This is a genomic window from Campylobacter sp. CNRCH_2014_2452, assembly GCF_025772865.1.
Taxonomy (GTDB): Bacteria; Campylobacterota; Campylobacteria; order Campylobacterales; family Campylobacteraceae; genus Campylobacter_D; species Campylobacter_D lari_D.
On record NZ_JAKMSX010000003.1, the window covers coordinates 22,587 to 41,802 of the forward strand.

The 19,216-nt window shown below is 29.6% G+C and carries 18 protein-coding genes; 3 read left to right on the top strand and 15 right to left on the bottom strand.

Features of this window, described 5'->3' with window-relative positions:
- Positions 1-2: 2 nt before the first annotated feature.
- Together L8X38_RS02280 and L8X38_RS02285 are read right to left on the bottom strand one after the other, a co-directional pair.
- Positions 3-596, bottom strand: a complete 594-nt coding sequence (locus L8X38_RS02280) for a LysE family transporter (RefSeq protein ID WP_039628698.1) — start codon at positions 594-596, stop codon at positions 3-5.
- Positions 590-1,288, bottom strand: coding sequence for an SIR2 family NAD-dependent protein deacylase (locus L8X38_RS02285; RefSeq protein ID WP_258107960.1), 699 nt, complete (start codon positions 1,286-1,288; stop codon positions 590-592). Before L8X38_RS02285 ends, L8X38_RS02280 begins: the two co-directional genes overlap by 7 nt.
- Positions 1,289-1,382: 94 nt before the next feature.
- Here L8X38_RS02285 and L8X38_RS02290 point away from each other — a divergent pair, with 94 nt between their 5' ends.
- Both L8X38_RS02290 and L8X38_RS02295 read left to right on the top strand, forming a co-directional pair.
- Positions 1,383-2,312 (top strand): polysaccharide deacetylase family protein, encoded by a 930-nt coding sequence (locus tag L8X38_RS02290; RefSeq protein WP_263661175.1) that lies wholly within the window; start codon positions 1,383-1,385, stop codon positions 2,310-2,312.
- Positions 2,278-3,291, top strand: a complete 1,014-nt coding sequence (locus tag L8X38_RS02295; RefSeq protein WP_263661176.1) for a hypothetical protein — start codon at positions 2,278-2,280, stop codon at positions 3,289-3,291. The genes L8X38_RS02290 and L8X38_RS02295 overlap by 35 nt, the downstream gene beginning before the upstream one ends.
- Here the strand turns inward: L8X38_RS02295 and L8X38_RS02300 are convergent.
- The 12 genes from L8X38_RS02300 to ileS form a co-directional block, all read right to left on the bottom strand.
- Positions 3,286-5,484, bottom strand: a complete 2,199-nt coding sequence (locus L8X38_RS02300; protein ID WP_263661178.1) for an endonuclease MutS2 — start codon at positions 5,482-5,484, stop codon at positions 3,286-3,288. The genes L8X38_RS02295 and L8X38_RS02300 overlap by 6 nt on opposite strands.
- Positions 5,484-5,831 (bottom strand): hypothetical protein, encoded by a 348-nt coding sequence (locus L8X38_RS02305; RefSeq protein WP_263661179.1) that lies wholly within the window; start codon positions 5,829-5,831, stop codon positions 5,484-5,486. Before L8X38_RS02305 ends, L8X38_RS02300 begins: the two co-directional genes overlap by 1 nt.
- Entirely contained in the window at positions 5,824-7,116 is a 1,293-nt protein-coding gene (gene murC, locus L8X38_RS02310; RefSeq protein ID WP_263661180.1) for a UDP-N-acetylmuramate--L-alanine ligase, read from the bottom strand. The genes L8X38_RS02305 and murC overlap by 8 nt, the downstream gene beginning before the upstream one ends.
- Positions 7,117-7,258: 142 nt before the next feature.
- Entirely contained in the window at positions 7,259-7,936 is a 678-nt protein-coding gene (locus L8X38_RS02315) for a hypothetical protein (protein WP_263661181.1), read from the bottom strand.
- A 264-nt stretch (positions 7,937-8,200) separates the two neighbouring features.
- A complete protein-coding gene (locus L8X38_RS02320) occupies positions 8,201-8,389 on the bottom strand; it encodes a hypothetical protein (protein WP_263661182.1) in 189 nt (62 codons plus the stop codon).
- Positions 8,390-8,473: 84 nt separating this feature from the next.
- Complete coding sequence (locus L8X38_RS02325; RefSeq protein ID WP_263661183.1) at positions 8,474-8,722, bottom strand: hypothetical protein; 249 nt, start codon at positions 8,720-8,722, stop codon at positions 8,474-8,476.
- A 230-nt stretch (positions 8,723-8,952) separates the two neighbouring features.
- Positions 8,953-9,171, bottom strand: a complete 219-nt coding sequence (locus tag L8X38_RS02330; protein ID WP_263661184.1) for a hypothetical protein — start codon at positions 9,169-9,171, stop codon at positions 8,953-8,955.
- A 35-nt stretch (positions 9,172-9,206) separates the two neighbouring features.
- Complete coding sequence (locus L8X38_RS02335; RefSeq protein WP_133319794.1) at positions 9,207-9,995, bottom strand: carbon-nitrogen hydrolase family protein; 789 nt, start codon at positions 9,993-9,995, stop codon at positions 9,207-9,209.
- The gene (gene xseB, locus L8X38_RS02340; RefSeq protein WP_039628709.1) at positions 9,988-10,161 is read right to left on the bottom strand and encodes an exodeoxyribonuclease VII small subunit; all 174 of its coding nucleotides are present in this window, start codon (positions 10,159-10,161) and stop codon (positions 9,988-9,990) included. The genes L8X38_RS02335 and xseB overlap by 8 nt, the downstream gene beginning before the upstream one ends.
- On the bottom strand, positions 10,161-11,612 hold the full coding sequence (gene guaB, locus L8X38_RS02345) for an IMP dehydrogenase (protein WP_133319793.1): 1,452 nt from the start codon (positions 11,610-11,612) through the stop codon (positions 10,161-10,163). Before guaB ends, xseB begins: the two co-directional genes overlap by 1 nt.
- 10 nt (positions 11,613-11,622) lie before the next feature.
- The gene (gene gatA, locus L8X38_RS02350) at positions 11,623-12,987 is read right to left on the bottom strand and encodes an Asp-tRNA(Asn)/Glu-tRNA(Gln) amidotransferase subunit GatA (RefSeq protein ID WP_263661185.1); all 1,365 of its coding nucleotides are present in this window, start codon (positions 12,985-12,987) and stop codon (positions 11,623-11,625) included.
- Between the two features lie 99 nt (positions 12,988-13,086).
- Positions 13,087-15,852 (bottom strand): isoleucine--tRNA ligase, encoded by a 2,766-nt coding sequence (gene ileS, locus L8X38_RS02355; protein ID WP_263661186.1) that lies wholly within the window; start codon positions 15,850-15,852, stop codon positions 13,087-13,089.
- A gap of 100 nt (positions 15,853-15,952) precedes the next feature.
- Between ileS and L8X38_RS02360 the strand changes: the two genes are divergently transcribed.
- The gene (locus L8X38_RS02360; RefSeq protein WP_133319790.1) at positions 15,953-17,044 is read left to right on the top strand and encodes a CinA family protein; all 1,092 of its coding nucleotides are present in this window, start codon (positions 15,953-15,955) and stop codon (positions 17,042-17,044) included.
- Between the two features lie 17 nt (positions 17,045-17,061).
- Here L8X38_RS02360 and L8X38_RS02365 read toward each other — a convergent pair whose 3' ends face one another.
- A complete protein-coding gene (locus L8X38_RS02365; protein WP_263661187.1) occupies positions 17,062-19,116 on the bottom strand; it encodes a ShlB/FhaC/HecB family hemolysin secretion/activation protein in 2,055 nt (684 codons plus the stop codon).
- Positions 19,117-19,216 lie beyond the last annotated feature (100 nt).

The following is a 19,216-nucleotide window of genomic DNA, read 5'->3' on the forward strand; positions in this document are numbered from 1 at the left end:
TTCTATCCTATAAAAGCTTTATACAGCATAGAAAGAGCAAAATACTCTAAAATAAATGCTGAAAAAAGATTAATGTAAAATATATGTTTGTTTTTTACAAGTGCTTTGAATTTAGACACAAAAAACGATAGAGTAAAAATCCAAAACACAATAAAACCAACCAAACCAAAAAGCAAGGCAAAAGAGTTTTTACTCTGCATGCTAAGCCCTGCTACACTCACCCAAAAGCCTATAACATAAGGATTTGTAACATTTAAGAAAAATCCTTTGCTAAAACCTTTTAAAGGATGTGTTTTATTTACCTTGTTAAGATCGACTTTTCTTGTTTTTCTTAGCATTAAAAATACCATAAAACTCAAAAAGAAAAAGCCAAAAACCGCTAGTATTTTATAAAAAAATTCATTATTTGCAAAGCTTAAAAGCCCAAGATTAATCAAAATCAAAAAAAGTATATCAGCACTTAAAGCACCGAGCCCAACGCAAAAAGCATTTTTAAAAGAAGACAAAGCAGTATTTAAGATCAAAATATTTACAGGTCCAAAAGGCACAGACACACCCATACCTAAAACTATACCTTGTAAGATTACTTCTAGCATTTTGCTTCCAAGAAATTTTCTATATCGGTTTTGATTTTATCAATAGCCGTGCAAACATCTTCTATATAAACTTTAGTAAAATTACTTTCTAAATATTTATCCTCATCAAGATTGTTTAATATACTTTGCTTACATACTCTTGCATACTCTCCCACGGGTAAAACCTGCCCGCTTGTGCCTATACATACAAATAAATCACAATTTTGTAATTTTTCATATAAAATTTTATAATTTGGTGCCATTTCTTCAAACATCACGATATTGTGCCTTACACTTTTGCTTTGACATTTAGGACAAATTTTATCATCACTACTTTCATAGTCTATGTTAAAAATATTTTCACACTCTAAACACCTAAGCTCAGGTAAAAAGCCATGCAAATGCACCACTTCTTCACAACCTGCTCGCTCTAATAAATCATCTACATTTTGCGTTAAAATGCTAATTTGTTTTGGAAATTTTTGTTTTAATAAAGCGATGATTTCATGTGCGTGATTTGGCTTAACACCAGCTAACTCTTTTCTTCTTTTATTGTAAAATTCCAAAACTTTTTTAGGATTTTTTCTAAAGCCAGTTGCTGAGCAAACTTCCATCACATCATGCTCTTCCCATAACCCACCACTAGCTCTAAAAGTCTTTATACCGCTTGGAGCAGACAAACCTGCTCCACTTAAAATCATCACTTGTTTCATTATTAAACCTTGTTTAAAAGAGTAACAAAAAAATATTAAATTTAAGTTTTATTTTTTAAAGATAGCTTTGATATAATATCCAAAAAGGATAATTATGAAAATAATAATGTATCACTACATAAGAGAAAAAGTAAAAAAATTACCTAATTTTAGATATTTACATATTGAAAATTTTAAAAAACAATTAGATTTTTTTGAAAAAGAATTTGGATTTGTAAACCTTGAAGAATTTTTATTTTTAAAAGAAAATCCATTATTTTGTAATAAATTAAAAAACAAAATTCTATTAACCTTTGATGATGGACTTAAAGATCATTATAATTATGTCTTTAACGAACTTACAAAAAGAAAGCTTTTTGGTATATTTTTTGTTCCTACTCGTATATTTAAACAGAAAAAAGCACTAGATGTTCATAGAATACATTATTTACTTGGAAAAATGGGGGGGGGGATTTTATTAAACACTGCCTATAATATTATAAAACCAAGCATGTTAAAAAGATCTTCTTTAAAACTTTTTAAAAACTATTATCAAGAATTGGATGATGATAAAAGTACAAAAGACTTTAAACTCTTATTTAATTATTTTATAAAACCAGAATATAAAGAAAAAATTTTAGATCAAGTTATTACAAATTTTTGGAATGATGATGAAATTTTTGATAATTTATATTTAAGTAAAAATGAATTGAAAACAATGAGTGATAATGGTATGTTGATAGCTAGCCATAGCTTTACCCATTTAAGCTTTAAAACATTGAACATATATAACCAAAAATATGAGCTAAAATCCTCTATAAATTTTTTAAACTCTTTTATAAAACCACCAATACAAATATTTTCTTATCCCTATGGAGAAAGCACCTCTTATGCAAAAAGATGGCTTAAAAAATATAATTTTGATTTTGCTTTTAGCTCCATACCTTCAAAAGATATTAACTACAAAGACTTAATCAATAATCCTTTTGCTCTTCATAGGTATGATTGCAATGAGTTTATATATGGAAAGGCTAACTATGGTTGAAATCCGTTTTGCAAAATTAGAAGAAGCAAACAAAATAATGGAATTTATAAAAAATCATTGGAATAAAAATCATGTATTTGCCTATAATAAAGAAGCGCTTGATTTTCAGTATTTAGATAAATACAACCAAAGGTATAATATTGTTTTGGGATTAGAAGATAATATTATTCAATCTATATTAGGCTTTACCTTACTTAGTCAATATGATGATAAACTCGAAGCCAACAAAGATTTATGGTTTGGAATTTGGAAAAGCATTAAACCTACATTTGGATTAGTATTAATTAAATTTCTACTAGAAACTTTAACACCAAAATCAATTGGAAATGCTGGATTATCAGAGTATGGTATAAAATATTATAAACTTTTTTTATATGATAAAATAGAACCACTTAAGCATTTTTATATTAAAAATGATAAAAAAAATATTTTTTATATGGCTGATTTTGCAAATTCTCCATCGATATGTAACTTAAAAAATATTAATTTTACATATAAAATTTTAAATGCAGAAGAATTCATAAAATCAAATATTAAATTTAATTTTATACCTTATAAATCCAAAAAATACTTTATAAACAGATACTACAACAACCCTTTTTACAAATATCAATTTTTGGGAATATTTGAAAAATCTACACTAAAATGTATTTTTGTTACAAGAGAAGTAAAAATACTTCAAGCAAAATGCATTAGAATAGTTGATTTTATAGGTAATTTTACAGAAAATATTTATAGTCTTTTTCAAGAATTTTTAATACAAAATGATTATGAATATATTGATTTTCTTTGCTATATTAACGATTTTTCAAAAATTACAAATATGGGATTTATAGAAAAAAATAAAGAAGTGATTACAAATTATTTTGAACCTTTTATTAAAGAAAATCAAGATATCTATTTTGCATATAAATGTAATAATAAAAACTATGCATTTTTTAAAGGTGATAGTGATCAAGATAGGATTAATAAATTATAATTTAACCACCTTAGCACCAAAACCACCTTGATTAATCGGAGCATCATTAAAGCTTTTTACACTTTTGTGGGCTTTTAAAAACTCTTTTACCGCAAAAGCTAGTTTTCCTGTGCCTATACCATGATAAACTATCACCTCATCAAAACCCACTATCAAAGCATCAGAGATAAATTTATCTAATCTTTCAAGCGCCTCATCACTTCTTAAGCCGTGTAAATCTAAAGTCATATTCAAAGCACTTGGACGGGTTATATTGACACTTGATTTTACCTTTTGTGTAGGGTTTTGATTGCTTTTTTTAAGAAGCTTTAATGGCACACGCAAACTCAAACCATCGCTTTGAATCATCGCATCGTTTTTTGAAATTGCAGTGATTTTACCTTTGATTTTTTCATATTTAACAAAATCCCCTACTCTAAGCTCTTCATTTTGCTCCATACTTGGTAAAACAATACTTTTTTTAAGTTCATTGGCTTTGTTTAAATTTCTTTGTTTTTCTTTAATATCTTTTAGATTTATCGTTTTTTTAGCTTCTTCTATGGCTTTGTGATATTTAAATTCTAAATTAGAAATAAGCTTTTTAAATTCTTGATCGTTTTTTTCTTTTTGATCTTTGAGTGAAAGTAAAATTTCATCTACTTTGGCTTCTTTTTTCTCAAGTTCTTCATTTTTCTTACGTAAAGAAAGTTCAAGATTGATATTTTTACTTACCATTTCTTCTAAATTTTCTTTATCTTCTCCATAAAGCTTTTTAGCATTTTGCACTAAATTTGCACTTATGCCATATCTTAAAGCCGTTTCAAATGCATAAGATTTGCCTATAGTGCCTTTTAAAAACTCATATTTTGGGCGTGATAATTCCTCATCATACAAAGCAGCGATAAGTTCTACTTGTGAATTTTTAGCCAAAAGCATAGCAAGGCGTTTGTGGTGGGTTGTGATGATGATTTTATTATCTTGTTCTAAAAGCTTAGAAATAAGCTCAGTATATAAACACGCAGCTTCTTCAAAATCTGTTCCAAGCTCTATCTCATCAACCCCTAATAAAACATTTTTCTTACCTAAAAGCTTAGAAAAATGCAACATCCTTCCTGCAAAAGTAGAAATATCATTTTTTACATTTTGTGGATCTTCTAAAATCGCATCAAATTCTTTGAAATTCCCTATTTGGCTTTTTTGTGCGTTAATTTTCATAGGAAGCAAATGCTTTGCGAGTAAAGCTGCACTTAAAATTCCTTTTAAAAGCATAGACTTACCACCTGCATTTACACCCGTGATGATTAAAACTTTTTTGTTAAACTCTATATTAACACTTTTTGCATTTTTTAAAGCCGGATGTGCGAAGTTATATAAGCTTAAATTATTAGAACTATCAGCTAAAACAAACTCATAATCATGTTTTTTAGCCATCAAAACTCTAGCGCTATAATGATCAAATAAATCAAAAGCATTATTGATAAATTTCAAAAACATCAAATTTTTATAAAAAATCAAGCTGATTTTTTTAGCATACTCATAAAAAATTTCTTCTTTAGCATCTTTGATTTCATCTATTTGACTTTGGATTTTTTCTACGCTTAAAGGCACCACATAAAATCCACCGCCACTACTTCTACCTATGATTTTTGCTTTTAAGACATGATTAAACCCACCGCGTAAAAGCAAGGCCTCCATACCATTGATAAGATGGATTTGCGTATCGATCAAATATGCACTAAGATTTTTAGTATATGCGAGTTTTTTAAACTCAGCTATCAAGCTTTCTTTTTTTATCTTTAGAGCTAAATTTAGATTAACAAGTCTTTCATCAACACTTTCTTTAATCTCACCCTTTTCATCAAAATACTCAAAAAGCTCTAAAATAGCCTGTGGAATTTCTATTTTTAAAAGCCATTCTTTTAAACTTTCTTCAAATTTTAAGCCCTTTAAGTATCTAAAATACATACAGATTTTAATAAATTCAAAGCTTTGGCTTAAATGTAAAATTCCTTGCTTGCTAAGATGAGTTAAAGCACCATTTAGCTCTTCTATCATAGGTGGAGGATTAAAATCAATCAGCGAAAGCTCATTGATTCTTTTATAATGAAGCTTGCTATCACCTTGTAAAAAAATTTCTTTATCTCTTGCAAAAAGTCCCCTAAAGTCTTCTATATAGCCATCTAAATCTAGCTTTTTAAAAAATTGCTCTTGCATTATTTATCTACCTTGCAATCTTTTATATCAAAAACATAGGCTTTAAATTGTTTATTTTTACCATTTGAAATAAAACTTTGCGTTCCATACTCAAAGTTAAAATACTCTTTAGTGACATTAACATCTTTGCAAATTAGACTTTGTCCTTGTAAAAATGCATTGAGTGTTTCTTTTTTCAAAACCCCACTTCTTGTGGCACTTAACTCAAATTTAATCGCAAAGGCAATCATCAAAATCAACACTAAAATCAAAAGATAATTACTAATCTTGCCTATTTTTTTACGCAAAAAAATGAAAAAAAGTAAAATCGCAAAAAAAGCTAAGACATATAAAAAAATCTTAAACATACTTACCCCTAAGCTTTGTGCTTATATCTCCTGCACCAAAACCAATTACCAAGCCATTTTCAATCAACTCATCATCAAGATAAATAGCACTTTCTTCTCTTTTGATTTCTTTTATAAATTTAGCTTTTGGAAAGTATTTTTGCATATTAATCTCTATTTTAGCTTCTCCTGCTGCATACACAGGTAAAATATAAAGCTCATCAACATTTGCTAAAACCTCGCTAAAATACTCTATATTTGCACTTAAACGCGTATAACGATGAGGCTCAAAAATAGCTATGATTTTTTTATATCCAGCTAGCCTTGCATACTCATTTGCTGCTTTAAGTGTTGTTTTGATTTCTGTTGGATGGTGCCCATAATCATCAATCAAAGCCATATTTTCATTTGCAAATAAAATATCAAATCTTTTTTTAATCCCTTGATATTTTAAAAGCTTAGTTCTTAGCTCTTCTATATTTATAAATTCACTCGCAGCCAAAATAGCCAAAGCAGCGTCCATCGCCACATGCTCACCCATACCAAAAACGCTAAATTCGCCTAAATCTTTAAGCGTAAAATAGGTTTTTGGCTTAAAATTTTCCACTTTCATATAAATATTTGTGATATCTTTGCTTGGGTAAAGCTTTTTTGCATTATTTAAATTTAAACTTGACAAAAACTCATCTTCAGCATTAATCACTTGAATTTTAGACAAACGCAAAAAGTCTTCATAAGCTTTGTATAATTTTGAAAGATCGTTTTCATAATGATCTAAATGTTCTGCTTCAACATTAGTCACTATAGCTAAATAAGGATTTGAGTTCAAAAAAGAACTGTCACTCTCATCAGCTTCAAAAATGAGATTTTCGCTTTCTTTATAAAGCATATTGGTGCCACTTTCTTTTAGCACTGCACCAATAATAACAGAAGCTTCTATCAAGCTTGCTAAAATGCTTGAAGTCGTGCTTTTACCATGGGCTCCCGCAACCGCAAAAACTCTTTTGTCTTTTAAAATCATAGGCAAGGCTTCTTTTCTTGAAAGCGTTGTGATGTTTTGTTTTTTTGCACTGATTAATTCCTCATTATCTTCTTTGATAGCAGCTGAATACACCACTAAATCCACATCTTTGACATTGTCTTTATGATGAGGAATTTTTATATTTATACCTTCTTTTTCTAATTCTTTTGTGATTTTACTTTCTTTGATATCAGAACCACTAATCTTAAAGTCTTGTTCTTTTAAAAATCTCGCCAAAGCTGAAATTCCAATACCGCCTATACCTATAAAATGAATTTTTTGCATTCTTGCCTCAAATTTTTTGAAAATTTAAGGCAAAATTCTATCATTTGTTTACTAAAAATAAAATATAAAAAGCCCTTAGAGATAAAATCTACTCGCTATTATTTGATGTTTTGAGATTGACTAGTCTATAATTTAATTGCTTTTAAAACAACTCTTTATAATTTTTTGAAAATTTTTTATGATATAAATCTAGCTCAAAAGCCTTATTTGTGTCTTTTATACTAGTATTATTTTCAAAATAATAACCATTATCTCCACTATACACTCCATTTTGATCAATCCAAACAAGCTCATTAAAACCAAATTCTAACTTTTCATTTTTTACAGGTGCTAACATATTTCTTCCTCCTAAACTTAAATATTTTGTATCACTAAGAGTAAGACTATAAAGTGTTGGAAAAATATCTTTATGCGAACCCACACAGCTTTTATCATAATAAATATCATTTTTCAAATACTTTGGAAGATATAAATAAAAAGGTACACTATAAGCAAAAGCTTTTTGGGATTTTATATCCATCTTAATATCTCTAAATCTATGATCTCCTGTGGCAGCAACAATAATATTTTCCCTAAAACTACTTTCTTTTATGCGATCTAAAAATTTTCCAAATTCATCATTTGCATACGCATAAGCATTTAAAGCACCTATAGAATCACTGATAATAAATTGACTTAATATTTTTTCATCTAAAGCGTTCTCATCAATAAGTTGTGTTCTGCTTTTATGTATATAAGGTCTATGAGTGGAAATACTAAGAGAAATAACAAGCGTAGGATTTTTAGCATTTTCAAATATAGAATATATTTTTTTATACATAAACTCATCAGCTATACCGTATTTATGTTTTGTTTTCTAGCTTGTGGAAAATCTTGCATAAGTGTATTTTTATCTATAATTTCATCTACACCTTAATTTTTTAAATAATTTCCAAGATTATACCAAGAAGTATTACCGCTATAAACAAAAATTATTTTATACCCTGCATTTTTGTAAATTTGCAAAGGTGTAAAGACTAATTTTTTTGATACAATCCATTTGAAATAATATTTGGACTTAAAAAAAATAAACGATTAAAACTTTCTATAGTATTATTTCCACTAGATAAAAATCTAGTAAAAATAATATCTTGTTCAAAATGTTTTTTAAATTTCCCAAAAGATTGGTGTTTTCAGTGCTAAACTCAGCTAAATTTAAACCAAAACTTTCCATGATGTTAATATAAATATGATTTTTAGCATGACTTTGATGTGTCAAAGTAGTATCAAACATAGGAAAAAGTTTTTCTTCTAGTTGATTAAGCTGTTTTATATCTACACTTTTAAATTCTTGTTGATTTTTATACTCTTTATATGCTCAAGAAAAAGCCATCAAGGGATTTGTAGAAATTTCATTAAAAGCTTTTATAGTGCTAAATTCATAACTTGAAGCTCTTAGTGCATTATAAGTAAAATATCCTCTTAATGCCACAACATAAGCATAAATTAGTAAAATGTTTAATAAAACAAAAAATACTAGCTTTAGCTTAATAGTCTCTAATTTTAAGCTAAGAATTTTAATATTAAGATAAAAACAAAATATACTAAAAATTATAGCTACTAGCAATGCTTTTATGATAGGATAATCAGAAAAGACTATAGATAATATTGCCTTAGTATCATCATCTTTTAAACCAAAAATAAAAATATCAATTTTGCTTGCATAAAGTTGAAAGTAATAATAATGTATAAACGCAGAAATTAAAACAACAAAAGCTATAAAAGCTACATAAAAACTAGAAAGATAAATATAAAATTTAGCGATTACCCCCCCCCGTAGCGTGATATTTTCTATCTTTAAAAACCAAACTTATATAAGAAAATAAACCACACAAAAATAGAGGTAAAAAAAATGGCACTAAAGGTTCTCATATCATGACCTAGTCCATACACATATACCATTAAGCTATTTTCACTTTCATTAGTTAAATTTTTTATCATCAAAAACCTAACTAAAGCAAAAATTCCCATAAAAATAAAACTAAAAGAAAGAATTTGTAATAAAATTTTTCTCATTATACTCCTTTAATAATATTTTCTTGTTAAAAATATTATTCTTCATAATTTTTCACAAGCTTATCAAAGCCCCATAAATTTCTAGCTTCATTTGCCTTACTAACTTCCACTACAAGCATTTCTTCTTGATCGCCAAGTTGCTCTTGCACTTCGCCAAAAGCATTAATAAAAAAGCTATCTCCATAAAATTTCCACTCATTTTCTTGCTTTAAATTACCTATACGATTAACCCTTAAAATGCTTGTTGAGTTTAAAAAGGCTCTTGTTTTTAAAAGTTCTAGCCATCTTTGATTACTTTCAAAGGTGCTAGCTGTGGGAATGATGACTAAGTCTATCTTTTTTTTCATGATCATTTGCCAAAAGATATCAAAATGTGCCTCAAAGCCAAAAAGCAAAGCACATTTTAAGCCCTCATGTGTGAAAGTAAAAAGTTTAAGCTTATCAGCTTTTTTATTGTTAAAAAATTTTTCTTCATTCCAGTGTGCATAAGGCATTAAAATTTGTTGCTCATACACTTTTACATTTTGTGGACCTACTTTTAAGCATAGTTTTTTTAAACCATCATTTTCAACACTTATGAAAGGTGCAATAATATTTAAATCATATTTTTTAGCAAGTTTTATCAAGCTTGCTTTTTTGCTTTGACTTTGTTCTTTGATCATGCTTTTTGGCATAGTTTTTAGCTCACTAAAAAAGCTATTTAAAACATACTCGCCCAAAACCACCAAATTCGCACCACTTTCCTTAGCAGCTTTTAGATAATAATCAAGCCTTGATTCACTCAAAGCCAAAGTGGGAAATTGTAAAGCTACAACACTACTCATCTACTTGCTCGATTTCTAATTTAGCATTTTCAAGCATAGTTCTTGCTTGCTTGATACTTTTTAAACCTTCTTTATAAATTTCTACGCAAGTTTTAAGGTCCAAATCTTTATCATTAAGTTTTTCCAAAGAAAGCTCGGCTTGTTTGATATGATCTTCAAATTCCATTAATTACTCACCTTATAATTTGGTGCTTCAGCAGTGATAGTTACATCATGCACATGGCTTTCTTTTAATCCTGCTGCTGTGATTTCTACAAATTCAGCTCTTTCTTGGAAAGCTTTGATATCTACTGCACCTACATAACCCATAGAAGATCTAAGCCCACCTAAAAGTTGATGTACTACACTTTTTATACTTCCTACATAAGGCACCCTACCTTCAATACCTTCAGGTACAAGTTTATCTTGAGCTGTACCTTCTTGGAAATATCTATCTGAACTACCTTTTTGCATAGCACCTAAGCTTCCCATGCCACGATAACTCTTATATTGTCTTCCTTGATAAGTAAATAACTCACCTGGACTCTCATCAGTTCCTGCTAAAAGTGAACCTATCATCACACTACTTGCTCCTGCTGCGATAGCTTTTGCAATATCGCCTGAGTATTTTATACCCCCATCAGCGATTACTGGCACGCTGTATTTACTCGCTTCTATTGCGCATTCATCTATAGCTGAAATTTGAGGTACACCCACACCCGAAACAATACGAGTGGTACAAATACTACCAGGTCCTATACCTATCTTAACAGCGTCTGCACCTGCTTCACATAGATCTTTAACTGCTTTAGCACTTGCAACATTTCCTACTATCACATCTACATTAAATTCAGCCTTAATTGCTTTTAATGTATCAATAATCCCTTTAGAATGCCCATGCGCACTATCCATTACTATAACATCAACTTCAGCTTCTACTAAAGCCTTTACGCGATCAAGCTGACCCACACCCACGGCTGCAGCCACTCTTAATCTTCCATAGGCGTCTTTATTTGAATTTGGATATTCTTTGCGTTTTTTCAAATCTTTTATAGTGATTAAACCTTCTAAGCGATTATTTTCATCTACGATTGGAAGTTTTTCTACTTTATTAGTAGAGAAAATCCTTTCTGCATCATCTAAAGTAGAGCCTTTTTTAGCAGTGATTAAAGGCATTTTTGTCATTACATTTTCTACTAAATTATCAAAGTTAGTTTCAAATCTTAAATCGCGATTAGTTAAAATTCCTATTAAAATTTTATTCTCATCTACCACAGGAACGCCTGAAATTCTATATTCAGCCATGAGTTCTAGCGCTTCTTTAACACTTGCTTTAGGCCCTATATAAATAGGATCCATAATCACGCCACTTTCACTTTTTTTAACTCTTTTTATCTCTCTAACTTGTGAAGCTATGTCCATATTTTTATGGATTACCCCTATGCCACCAAGCCTTGCCATCATAATAGCTGCTCTATGTTCAGTAACTGTATCCATAGCAGCTGAAATCAAAGGCATATTTAAGGTGATATTTTTTGTAAGTCTTGTTTTAATATCTACTTCTTTAGGTAAAACCTCAGAATATTGAGGGACTAGTAAAACATCTTCAAAAGTCAAAGCGCGTTTTATGATTTTCATAATTTTTCCTTTATTTGTTTTTGATAATTTCTTCCAAGCTCAAAGCACCATCTAATAAAGTTTGCTCATCATAAGCTTTACATATAAGTTGAGCAGAAATACTAAGTCCATTTTCATTTTTTCCTACTGGCACACTAATGCCACCAAGTCCTGCTAAATTCACTGAAATAGTAAATACATCTTCTAAATACATTTGCACTGGAGTTTTTATATCGTTAAAACCAAAAGCAACGCTTGGAGCAACTGGCATAAAAATCAAATCACAATCGTTTAAAATTTCTTCATATTTTTGCTTGATAAATCTTCTAGCCTTTTGTGCTTTGATGTAGTATGCATCATAATAGCCACTACTTAAAACAAAGGTTCCTAGTAAAATTCTTCTTTTTACTTCCTCTCCAAAGCCCTCGCTTCTACTATTTACATACATTTGGCTAAGATTGTCACATTTTTCGCTTCTTCTACCATATCTTACGCCATCATAACGGCTTAAATTTGCACTTGCTTCAGCCGCTGCTATGATATAATAAGCTGCAACATCGAATGTAGAATCCATTAAGTCTTTATATACAATCTCATGGCCATTTGCTTTTAACATATCTATGGTTTTTAATAAGGCTTGTTTTACATCATCATTAGTTTGTTCTATATAGTTTTTAATCACAGCTATTTTTAGCTTTTTATTTGCATTTAGTTTTGGCGCGGTTGGTTCAAAAGCTATGTTTGCACTTGTGCTATCTTTTTCATCATAACCTGCAATAGCATCATATAAAATCGCAGCATCTTCAACATTTTGCGTTAAAACTCCGATTTGATCAAGGCTTGAAGAATACGCTGCTAAACCATACCTGCTAACTCTTCCATAACTTGGCTTAAACCCAACACAACCACAAAAAGCAGCAGGCTGTCTTACCGAACCACCTGTATCTGAACCCAAACTTGCCAAAGCTATCCCCGCAGCAACTGCAGCAGCACTCCCTCCACTACTTCCACCTGGGACTTTGGCATTATCAAGTGGGTTTAAAGTCTTACCATAAAAAGAAGTCGCGCTCGTACTTCCCATAGCAAACTCATCCATATTACATCTTCCAAATGGAGCAAAATTATTTTTGCGTAAATTTACAATAGCACTTGCATCATAAGGAGCTACATAGCCTTGTAAAATTTTAGAACCACAAGTTAACTCCCAATCTTTTACACTAATATTATCTTTTATAGCTACTGGTACGCCAGTGCCTGAAGTGCTTAAGTCTTTATTTAAAAATTGCTCTACATAAGCACCCAAATGCTTTTGCTGATATGCTTTTTCATTTAATTCTTTTTTTAGATTTTCTAATTCTTCATTTGAAAATTTCAAAGCTTCTTTTAAAGTTACCATTATTTATCCTTAAATTTTTTAACCAAATAAAACAAAAAAAGCGTGATAAATAAAAAGCTCAATAAAGTAATCACTACCACGCTAAAAGGTAAAGCTTGCTCAAACATTTTTTGCTTTTTCCACACTATTACATCTTGGACATAAACATTCTTCTTCTTTTGCTAAAAATTTCCAACATCTTGGACACTTGTGCAATAAAGAACGCACTATTTTAAAACTATGATCATCTATTTTAAACTCACTCAAAGTTTCTTTATCATCTAAGCTTTCTACTGAGCTTACCATAAACCAATCAGCTACTTCTTCAATATCTTCACTCAAAAGCTCATTTGCACTTGTTTGCAAGCTTAACTCTAAGGTTGATTTGATGATTTTGTCTTTTTTTAATACATCAACAAGTTCAAAGAATTTTTCTCTTGATTTTATAAATAAATCATCTTCGATTTTATACTCATAATCAAAGCCATTTTTTAATACCAAATCAAAAACATCTTTAGCATTTTCTTTAATGGCCACATTTGCATGTTCTAAAGCTTCATCTATGGTATAAGTTAAACTTGGAGCTAAAAGCGCAAAAAGTTTTCTAGCTATTAACACCATGGCACTTTGCGCGCTTACTCTTTTTGTATCATCTTTTGCATTACAATATAATCTGTCTTTGCACACATCTAAGTAAATTCCACTTAAATCCGCACTTAAGAAATTTAAAAGCACACTAAAGCCTTTTGCAAATTCATATTTTTCAAAAGCAGCTTCACATGCTTCAAAAGCAACTTTTGCACGCATTAAAATCCACTTATCTAAAAGTGTGAAATTTTTTGTTTCTAAAAATTCCATATCATTAGTATTTGCAAGTAAAAATCTTATAGTATTTCTTATCTTTCTATACTGCTCGCTTACTTGTTTTAAGATATTATCTGAAATTTTTAAGTCCGTTGAATAATCACTAAGCATTATCCAAAGTCTTAAAATTTCTACCCCATAATTTTTAGCTACATTTTGAGGTAAAATCACATTACCCTTAGATTTACTCATTTTTTGACCCTTTTCATCTACGGTAAAGCCATGAGTAAGTATGTTTTTATATGGGGTTTTGTGATTGATAGCAGTAGAAATTAAAAGTGAGCTTTGAAACCATCCACGGTGCTGGTCACTTCCTTCAAGATACATTGAAGCTTGATATTCTCCTGCATCATATCTTGCTGAGTTTAATACTGCTTCCCAAGTGCTACCACTATCAAACCAAACATCTAAAATATCATAAACTTTTTCTAAATTATTTGGATCATATTTGCTATTTGGCGGTAATAAATCTTTTATTTCTAAATCCCACCACGCATCAGCTCCATTTACTTCAAAAATTCCCACCAAATGATCTAAAACATCATCATCAAAAATCACTTCTTTGGTGTTTTTATCTCTAAAAAATGCGATAGGCACACCCCAATCTCTTTGTCTTGATATACACCAATCAGGGCGATTTTCTATCATAGAACTAAGTCTTTTTACCCCACTTTCTGGGTAAAATTTCACATTATTTAATTGCTCTAGTGCTAGTTCTCTTAAAGATTTTCCATCTAATTTTTTCTCATCCATTAAGATAAACCATTGTTTTGTGGCTCTATAAATAACCGGTTTATGTGTTCTCCAACAAAATGGATAAGAATGTATAAATTTAGAACTTTCAAGCAAAGCTTCGCCAAGCAATTCTAAAATACGCTCATTTGCTTTAAAAATATGAAGTCCTATAAACTCATTTAATAAATGCTCTGGCAAAAGCCCTTTAGCTCTTAGTGTTTCATCATAACACCCACCATCATCTACTGGCATAATCACTTCAATGCCATATTTTAAGCACACATAATAATCATCCTCACCATGACCTGGTGCAGTATGTACAAGCCCTGTTCCACCTTCCATTAAAACATGATCGCCTAAAATAAGAGTGGATTTTCTTTGATTAAGTGGATTAATAGCACTTAAATTTTCAAATTCAGAACCTAAAAGTTCTTTTTGAATTTTTCCTTGAGTGAAGTTTTTATTAATCATATTTTCAAGCAAGGCTTTAGCAAAAATATAACCTTCTTCAGTGATAACATATTTTTCATTTGGATTTAAAGATATAGCTTGATTTGCCGGTAAAGTCCAAGGCGTGGTAGTCCAAATGACTGCTTTAGCTTTTTTTACACCTAGCTTTTCAAGGGAAGTTTTATCAAGCTCAAAAGCTACAAAAATAGAATAATCTTCTTTGTCTTCATACTCTACTTCAGCTTCTGCTAATGCACTCTTAGCAGCCCAGCTCCAAAAAACAGGCTTACTTCTTTCTAGCAAAAGTCCTTTTTTAGCGATTTTACATAAAGCTTTGTAAATATCTGCCTCAAAAGCATTTTTCATAGTCAAGTATGGCTCATCCCAATCAGCAATCACACCCAAAGACTTAAATTCATCTCTTTGGATATTTACAAATTCTCTCGCATGCTCTCTGCAAAACTCACGAATTTCTTTTTTGCTTAAACTTTGCTTTTTATCTTTAAGTTTAACTTCAACTTGCTGTTCTATCGGTAAACCATGACAATCCCAACCAGGAGTAAAACGCACTTTTTTACCTTGAAAATAATGCATTTTGATGATGATATCTTTTAAAATTTTATTTAAAGCATGGCCAATATGCAAATGTCCATTAGCATAAGGAGGGCCATCATGTAAAGTAAAACTCTCGCTTATTCCTTGTCTTTTTTGTTTCATTTTTTCATAAGCATAGTTGTTTTCAAACCACTTGCTAAAACGCTTAGGCTCAAGCTCTGCTAAATTTGCACGCATTGCAAAAGTCGTATTTGGAAGCAATAGCGTATCTTTATAATCCATATAATCCACCTTGAAAAATTTAAAAATAGTAAATTCTACTTAAAATACTTTTAATTTGCACTTATTTTTTTGTTATAATCGCAATAAAAAAAGGAAAATCATGAAACATCTCATCATCATTATAGGCAATGAAATTATTATTAATGAAAATTATATGCGTTATATACAAGAAGAATACAAAAAGCAGTTTTTAGAGCTTCATGAGTTAAAATTTATAAACAAACCTGATAAAGAACTTCCTTTTTTACTTGAAAAACTTTCTAAAGAATATAGCTATATAACCATTTTTAGCATTAGCGAATACTATGCAACCATAGCTAAAATCATAGCAACCTTAAATGATGATGTTTTAATCTTAGAAAATGATACCCTAGTACCTTCAAAAGCTTTGCGTGAAAAAAATTCCTTTTTAAGTTCTTTTGAACAATGCCATATTAATTTATTAAATATAAATATAGAGCAAAAATTGCCTTTGATTTTGCAAAATCCTGAACTTGACTATGCGTATTTTTGTCTTTTAGATATAGATGAAATGAGTGCAAATATCTTACTTAGCACACTTACTACTTCTTTTGAAATTCAAACTTGCTCAAGTGCATTATTAGATAATCTCATTTGCATTAGAGCAAGCGCTAGTCAATATGGAAAACTAGAAGGATTTTTAAAAGGGGTTTTCAAACTTTTTGCAGGAAAAGTATTTTTAGGAAATGATCCTATTAAATTTATAGCCAAAAAACTTTTAGAAAAAAACTTAAAAATTTCCTTTGCAGAAAGTTGCACCGCAGGACTTTGTGCTTCAAAATTTGCTGAAAATTCAGGAATTTCTAATGTGTTTGAGGGTTCTTTGATCACTTATTCTAATCGTTTAAAAAATTCTTGGCTTGGGGTGAGCAATGATACTTTAGAAAGTGTTGGGGAATATTCTGATCGTTGTATTTATTTTATGTTAAAAGGGGTTTTTAAAACCACAAATTGTGATTTTGCTTTAGCGCTTAGTGGGGTAGCTGGAGAAGAAAATGATAAAAATACCAAAGCAGGCACCATCTACATAGGAGCTATGTATAAAGATGGAACCTTTTTACAAGAATGCATTCATATACAAGGCAATAGAAACTATACAAGAGAGCAAGCTAGTTTGGCTGCATATTGTTTAATGCTTAGATTAAAACCTGAAATTTTCTTTGGTGTTTAATTATAAAAGCGGTGTAGTTAAAAATACACCCCTCCACTTAAATACAATTTCATTCTATGTTCATCATCATATTTATACTGATGAACTGCTCTTGCTGCATCAAGCTTTATATAATACTCATTAGCTTTATTATAAAGTATTTGTAAGCCTACAGCATCTAAAAAATGCTCATCTGCTAATCTATCCCCTGAAGCTTTTTCATACCAAGCATAACCTACATCATAAAAAGGAGTAAAATAAAAATTAGTATTTGGTATATTTATTCTTATACCAAAGTTAGCTACTATGGTATTATCTCCATTACCTTCTCCATTATCATAAGCTCTTACTCCATAAGCTCCACCTAAAGATGAACTTTCAGAAGAATCTAATTCAAAATTCCCTAATACCTTTTGATAGTTTATATTTAAAGTATGAGTAATATACTCATTAATACTATAATAATTATTCAAACTAGCATTGAGTTTTCTAAACCAACCAAAGCCTTTGCTTTCATTTTTAAAATAATTATCTTCTATAAAAAGTCCATCATCATTAACCTTACCTATGCTTATCTTAGCACTATAACTTAAGGTATTATTCTCAAATCCTCTAAATAAACCTTCTAAACCTATACTACCTACATTAGAATTTTTATTTGCTATATATGAAAATGGTGTATAAGCGAAAGCTTTATCATTTAAAGTTTTATGATAAATACTTGAAGTAAAGTATAAAGATGAATTAGTATTAATCCATACAGGATAAGAAAAGTCTATACCTATACTTTTTGAAATTCCACTAAAGCCAACTTCTTGATAATCTCCACCTAAAGAATAATTTCCTTTTGATACACTTGGAGTAATTTTTAAATTTCCTAAAAAGAAAGTATAACTAGCCCCATAGTTAATTTGTTTTTCATTGCTTGATTGTAAGTAAAAATTATAATAATCTCCCATATTAAGTATAGAATTAATTCCCATACTAATACCAGCTCTAATATCCCCTGCACTTTTAATACCATAATTATCAGCATATAATAATACATTAGCCTTAGTATCAGGAACTACTTCTATAACTATATCAGTTTCTCCTACATTCCCTCCTGCTTGTAAACCTGCTAGGGTTTGAATGCCATACATTTCATTGACTTTATATACACTATCTTCTATTAATTTAGTAGAGATGATTTTACCTTTGATTCTTTCATTAAGCTTGCTTTCAATAAAATGATCTTTTATAGTAGTTTTATTCTTTATTATATACTTACCTAATGTTCCTAAGGCTATGTTTATTTGTACACTATCTTCAAATTCTTGTTGGGGTACATAAGCTGTTGCAGCAGGATAGCCATTAACTTGGAAATAATAAGCAATAATATTAGATATATCTTGTAAATCTTGCAAGCTAAATTTTCTAGTGCTAAACTCACTAATGAGTATTTGTAAATCTTCTTCTTTAATACCTAGCTTTTCAAAGCTAGTGTTTTCATTAGTGATAATAAATTTGTATTTGGTTATTACTTCTTTAGTAGTGGTAGTATTAGTTTGATTACTTGAGTTAGTAGAGTTATTATTAGAACTATTGTTTGTTTGATTATTTGGGTTACTTGTATTATTGTTGGTATTGGTTTGATTGTTTAATTTGGTAGTGTTGTTATTAAAACTATGATTGTTTGAAGCATTATTGGTATTAAAGCTATTATTAGTTGAATTAGAATTATTGTTTGTTTGATTATTTATACTAGAGTTAGTGTTAGCTTTGTCATTGTTTGTGTTAGTGTTAATTTGGTTATTTAGGTTGGTAGTGTTATTATTAGTTTGATTGTTAGTTTCCTCATTAGTTTTATCTTCTTGATTAAATTTTTCTTTTAAGGCTTTCTTTTTTTCTTCAAAGTCTTTTTTAGCTTCTTGAGTTTTTTTATAATCATCTTTGGTTTTTAGATTTTCTTTGATAGCTTTGTTTTGAGGGAGATTTCTATCAGGGGATAGTTCTATAACCTTTTCTATATCATTTTTAGCTATGGTGATACTTCCATTATTAGCATAGACTAAAGAGCTAATTGCTATAATACAAAGAGAAAGTTTTTTCATGATTTTACCTTAATTTATAATAACACTTGATTTAGATTAATTGTAATTTAAGAATTGATCAATAGTAAATTTCAATAATATCTACAACTATAAATACTAG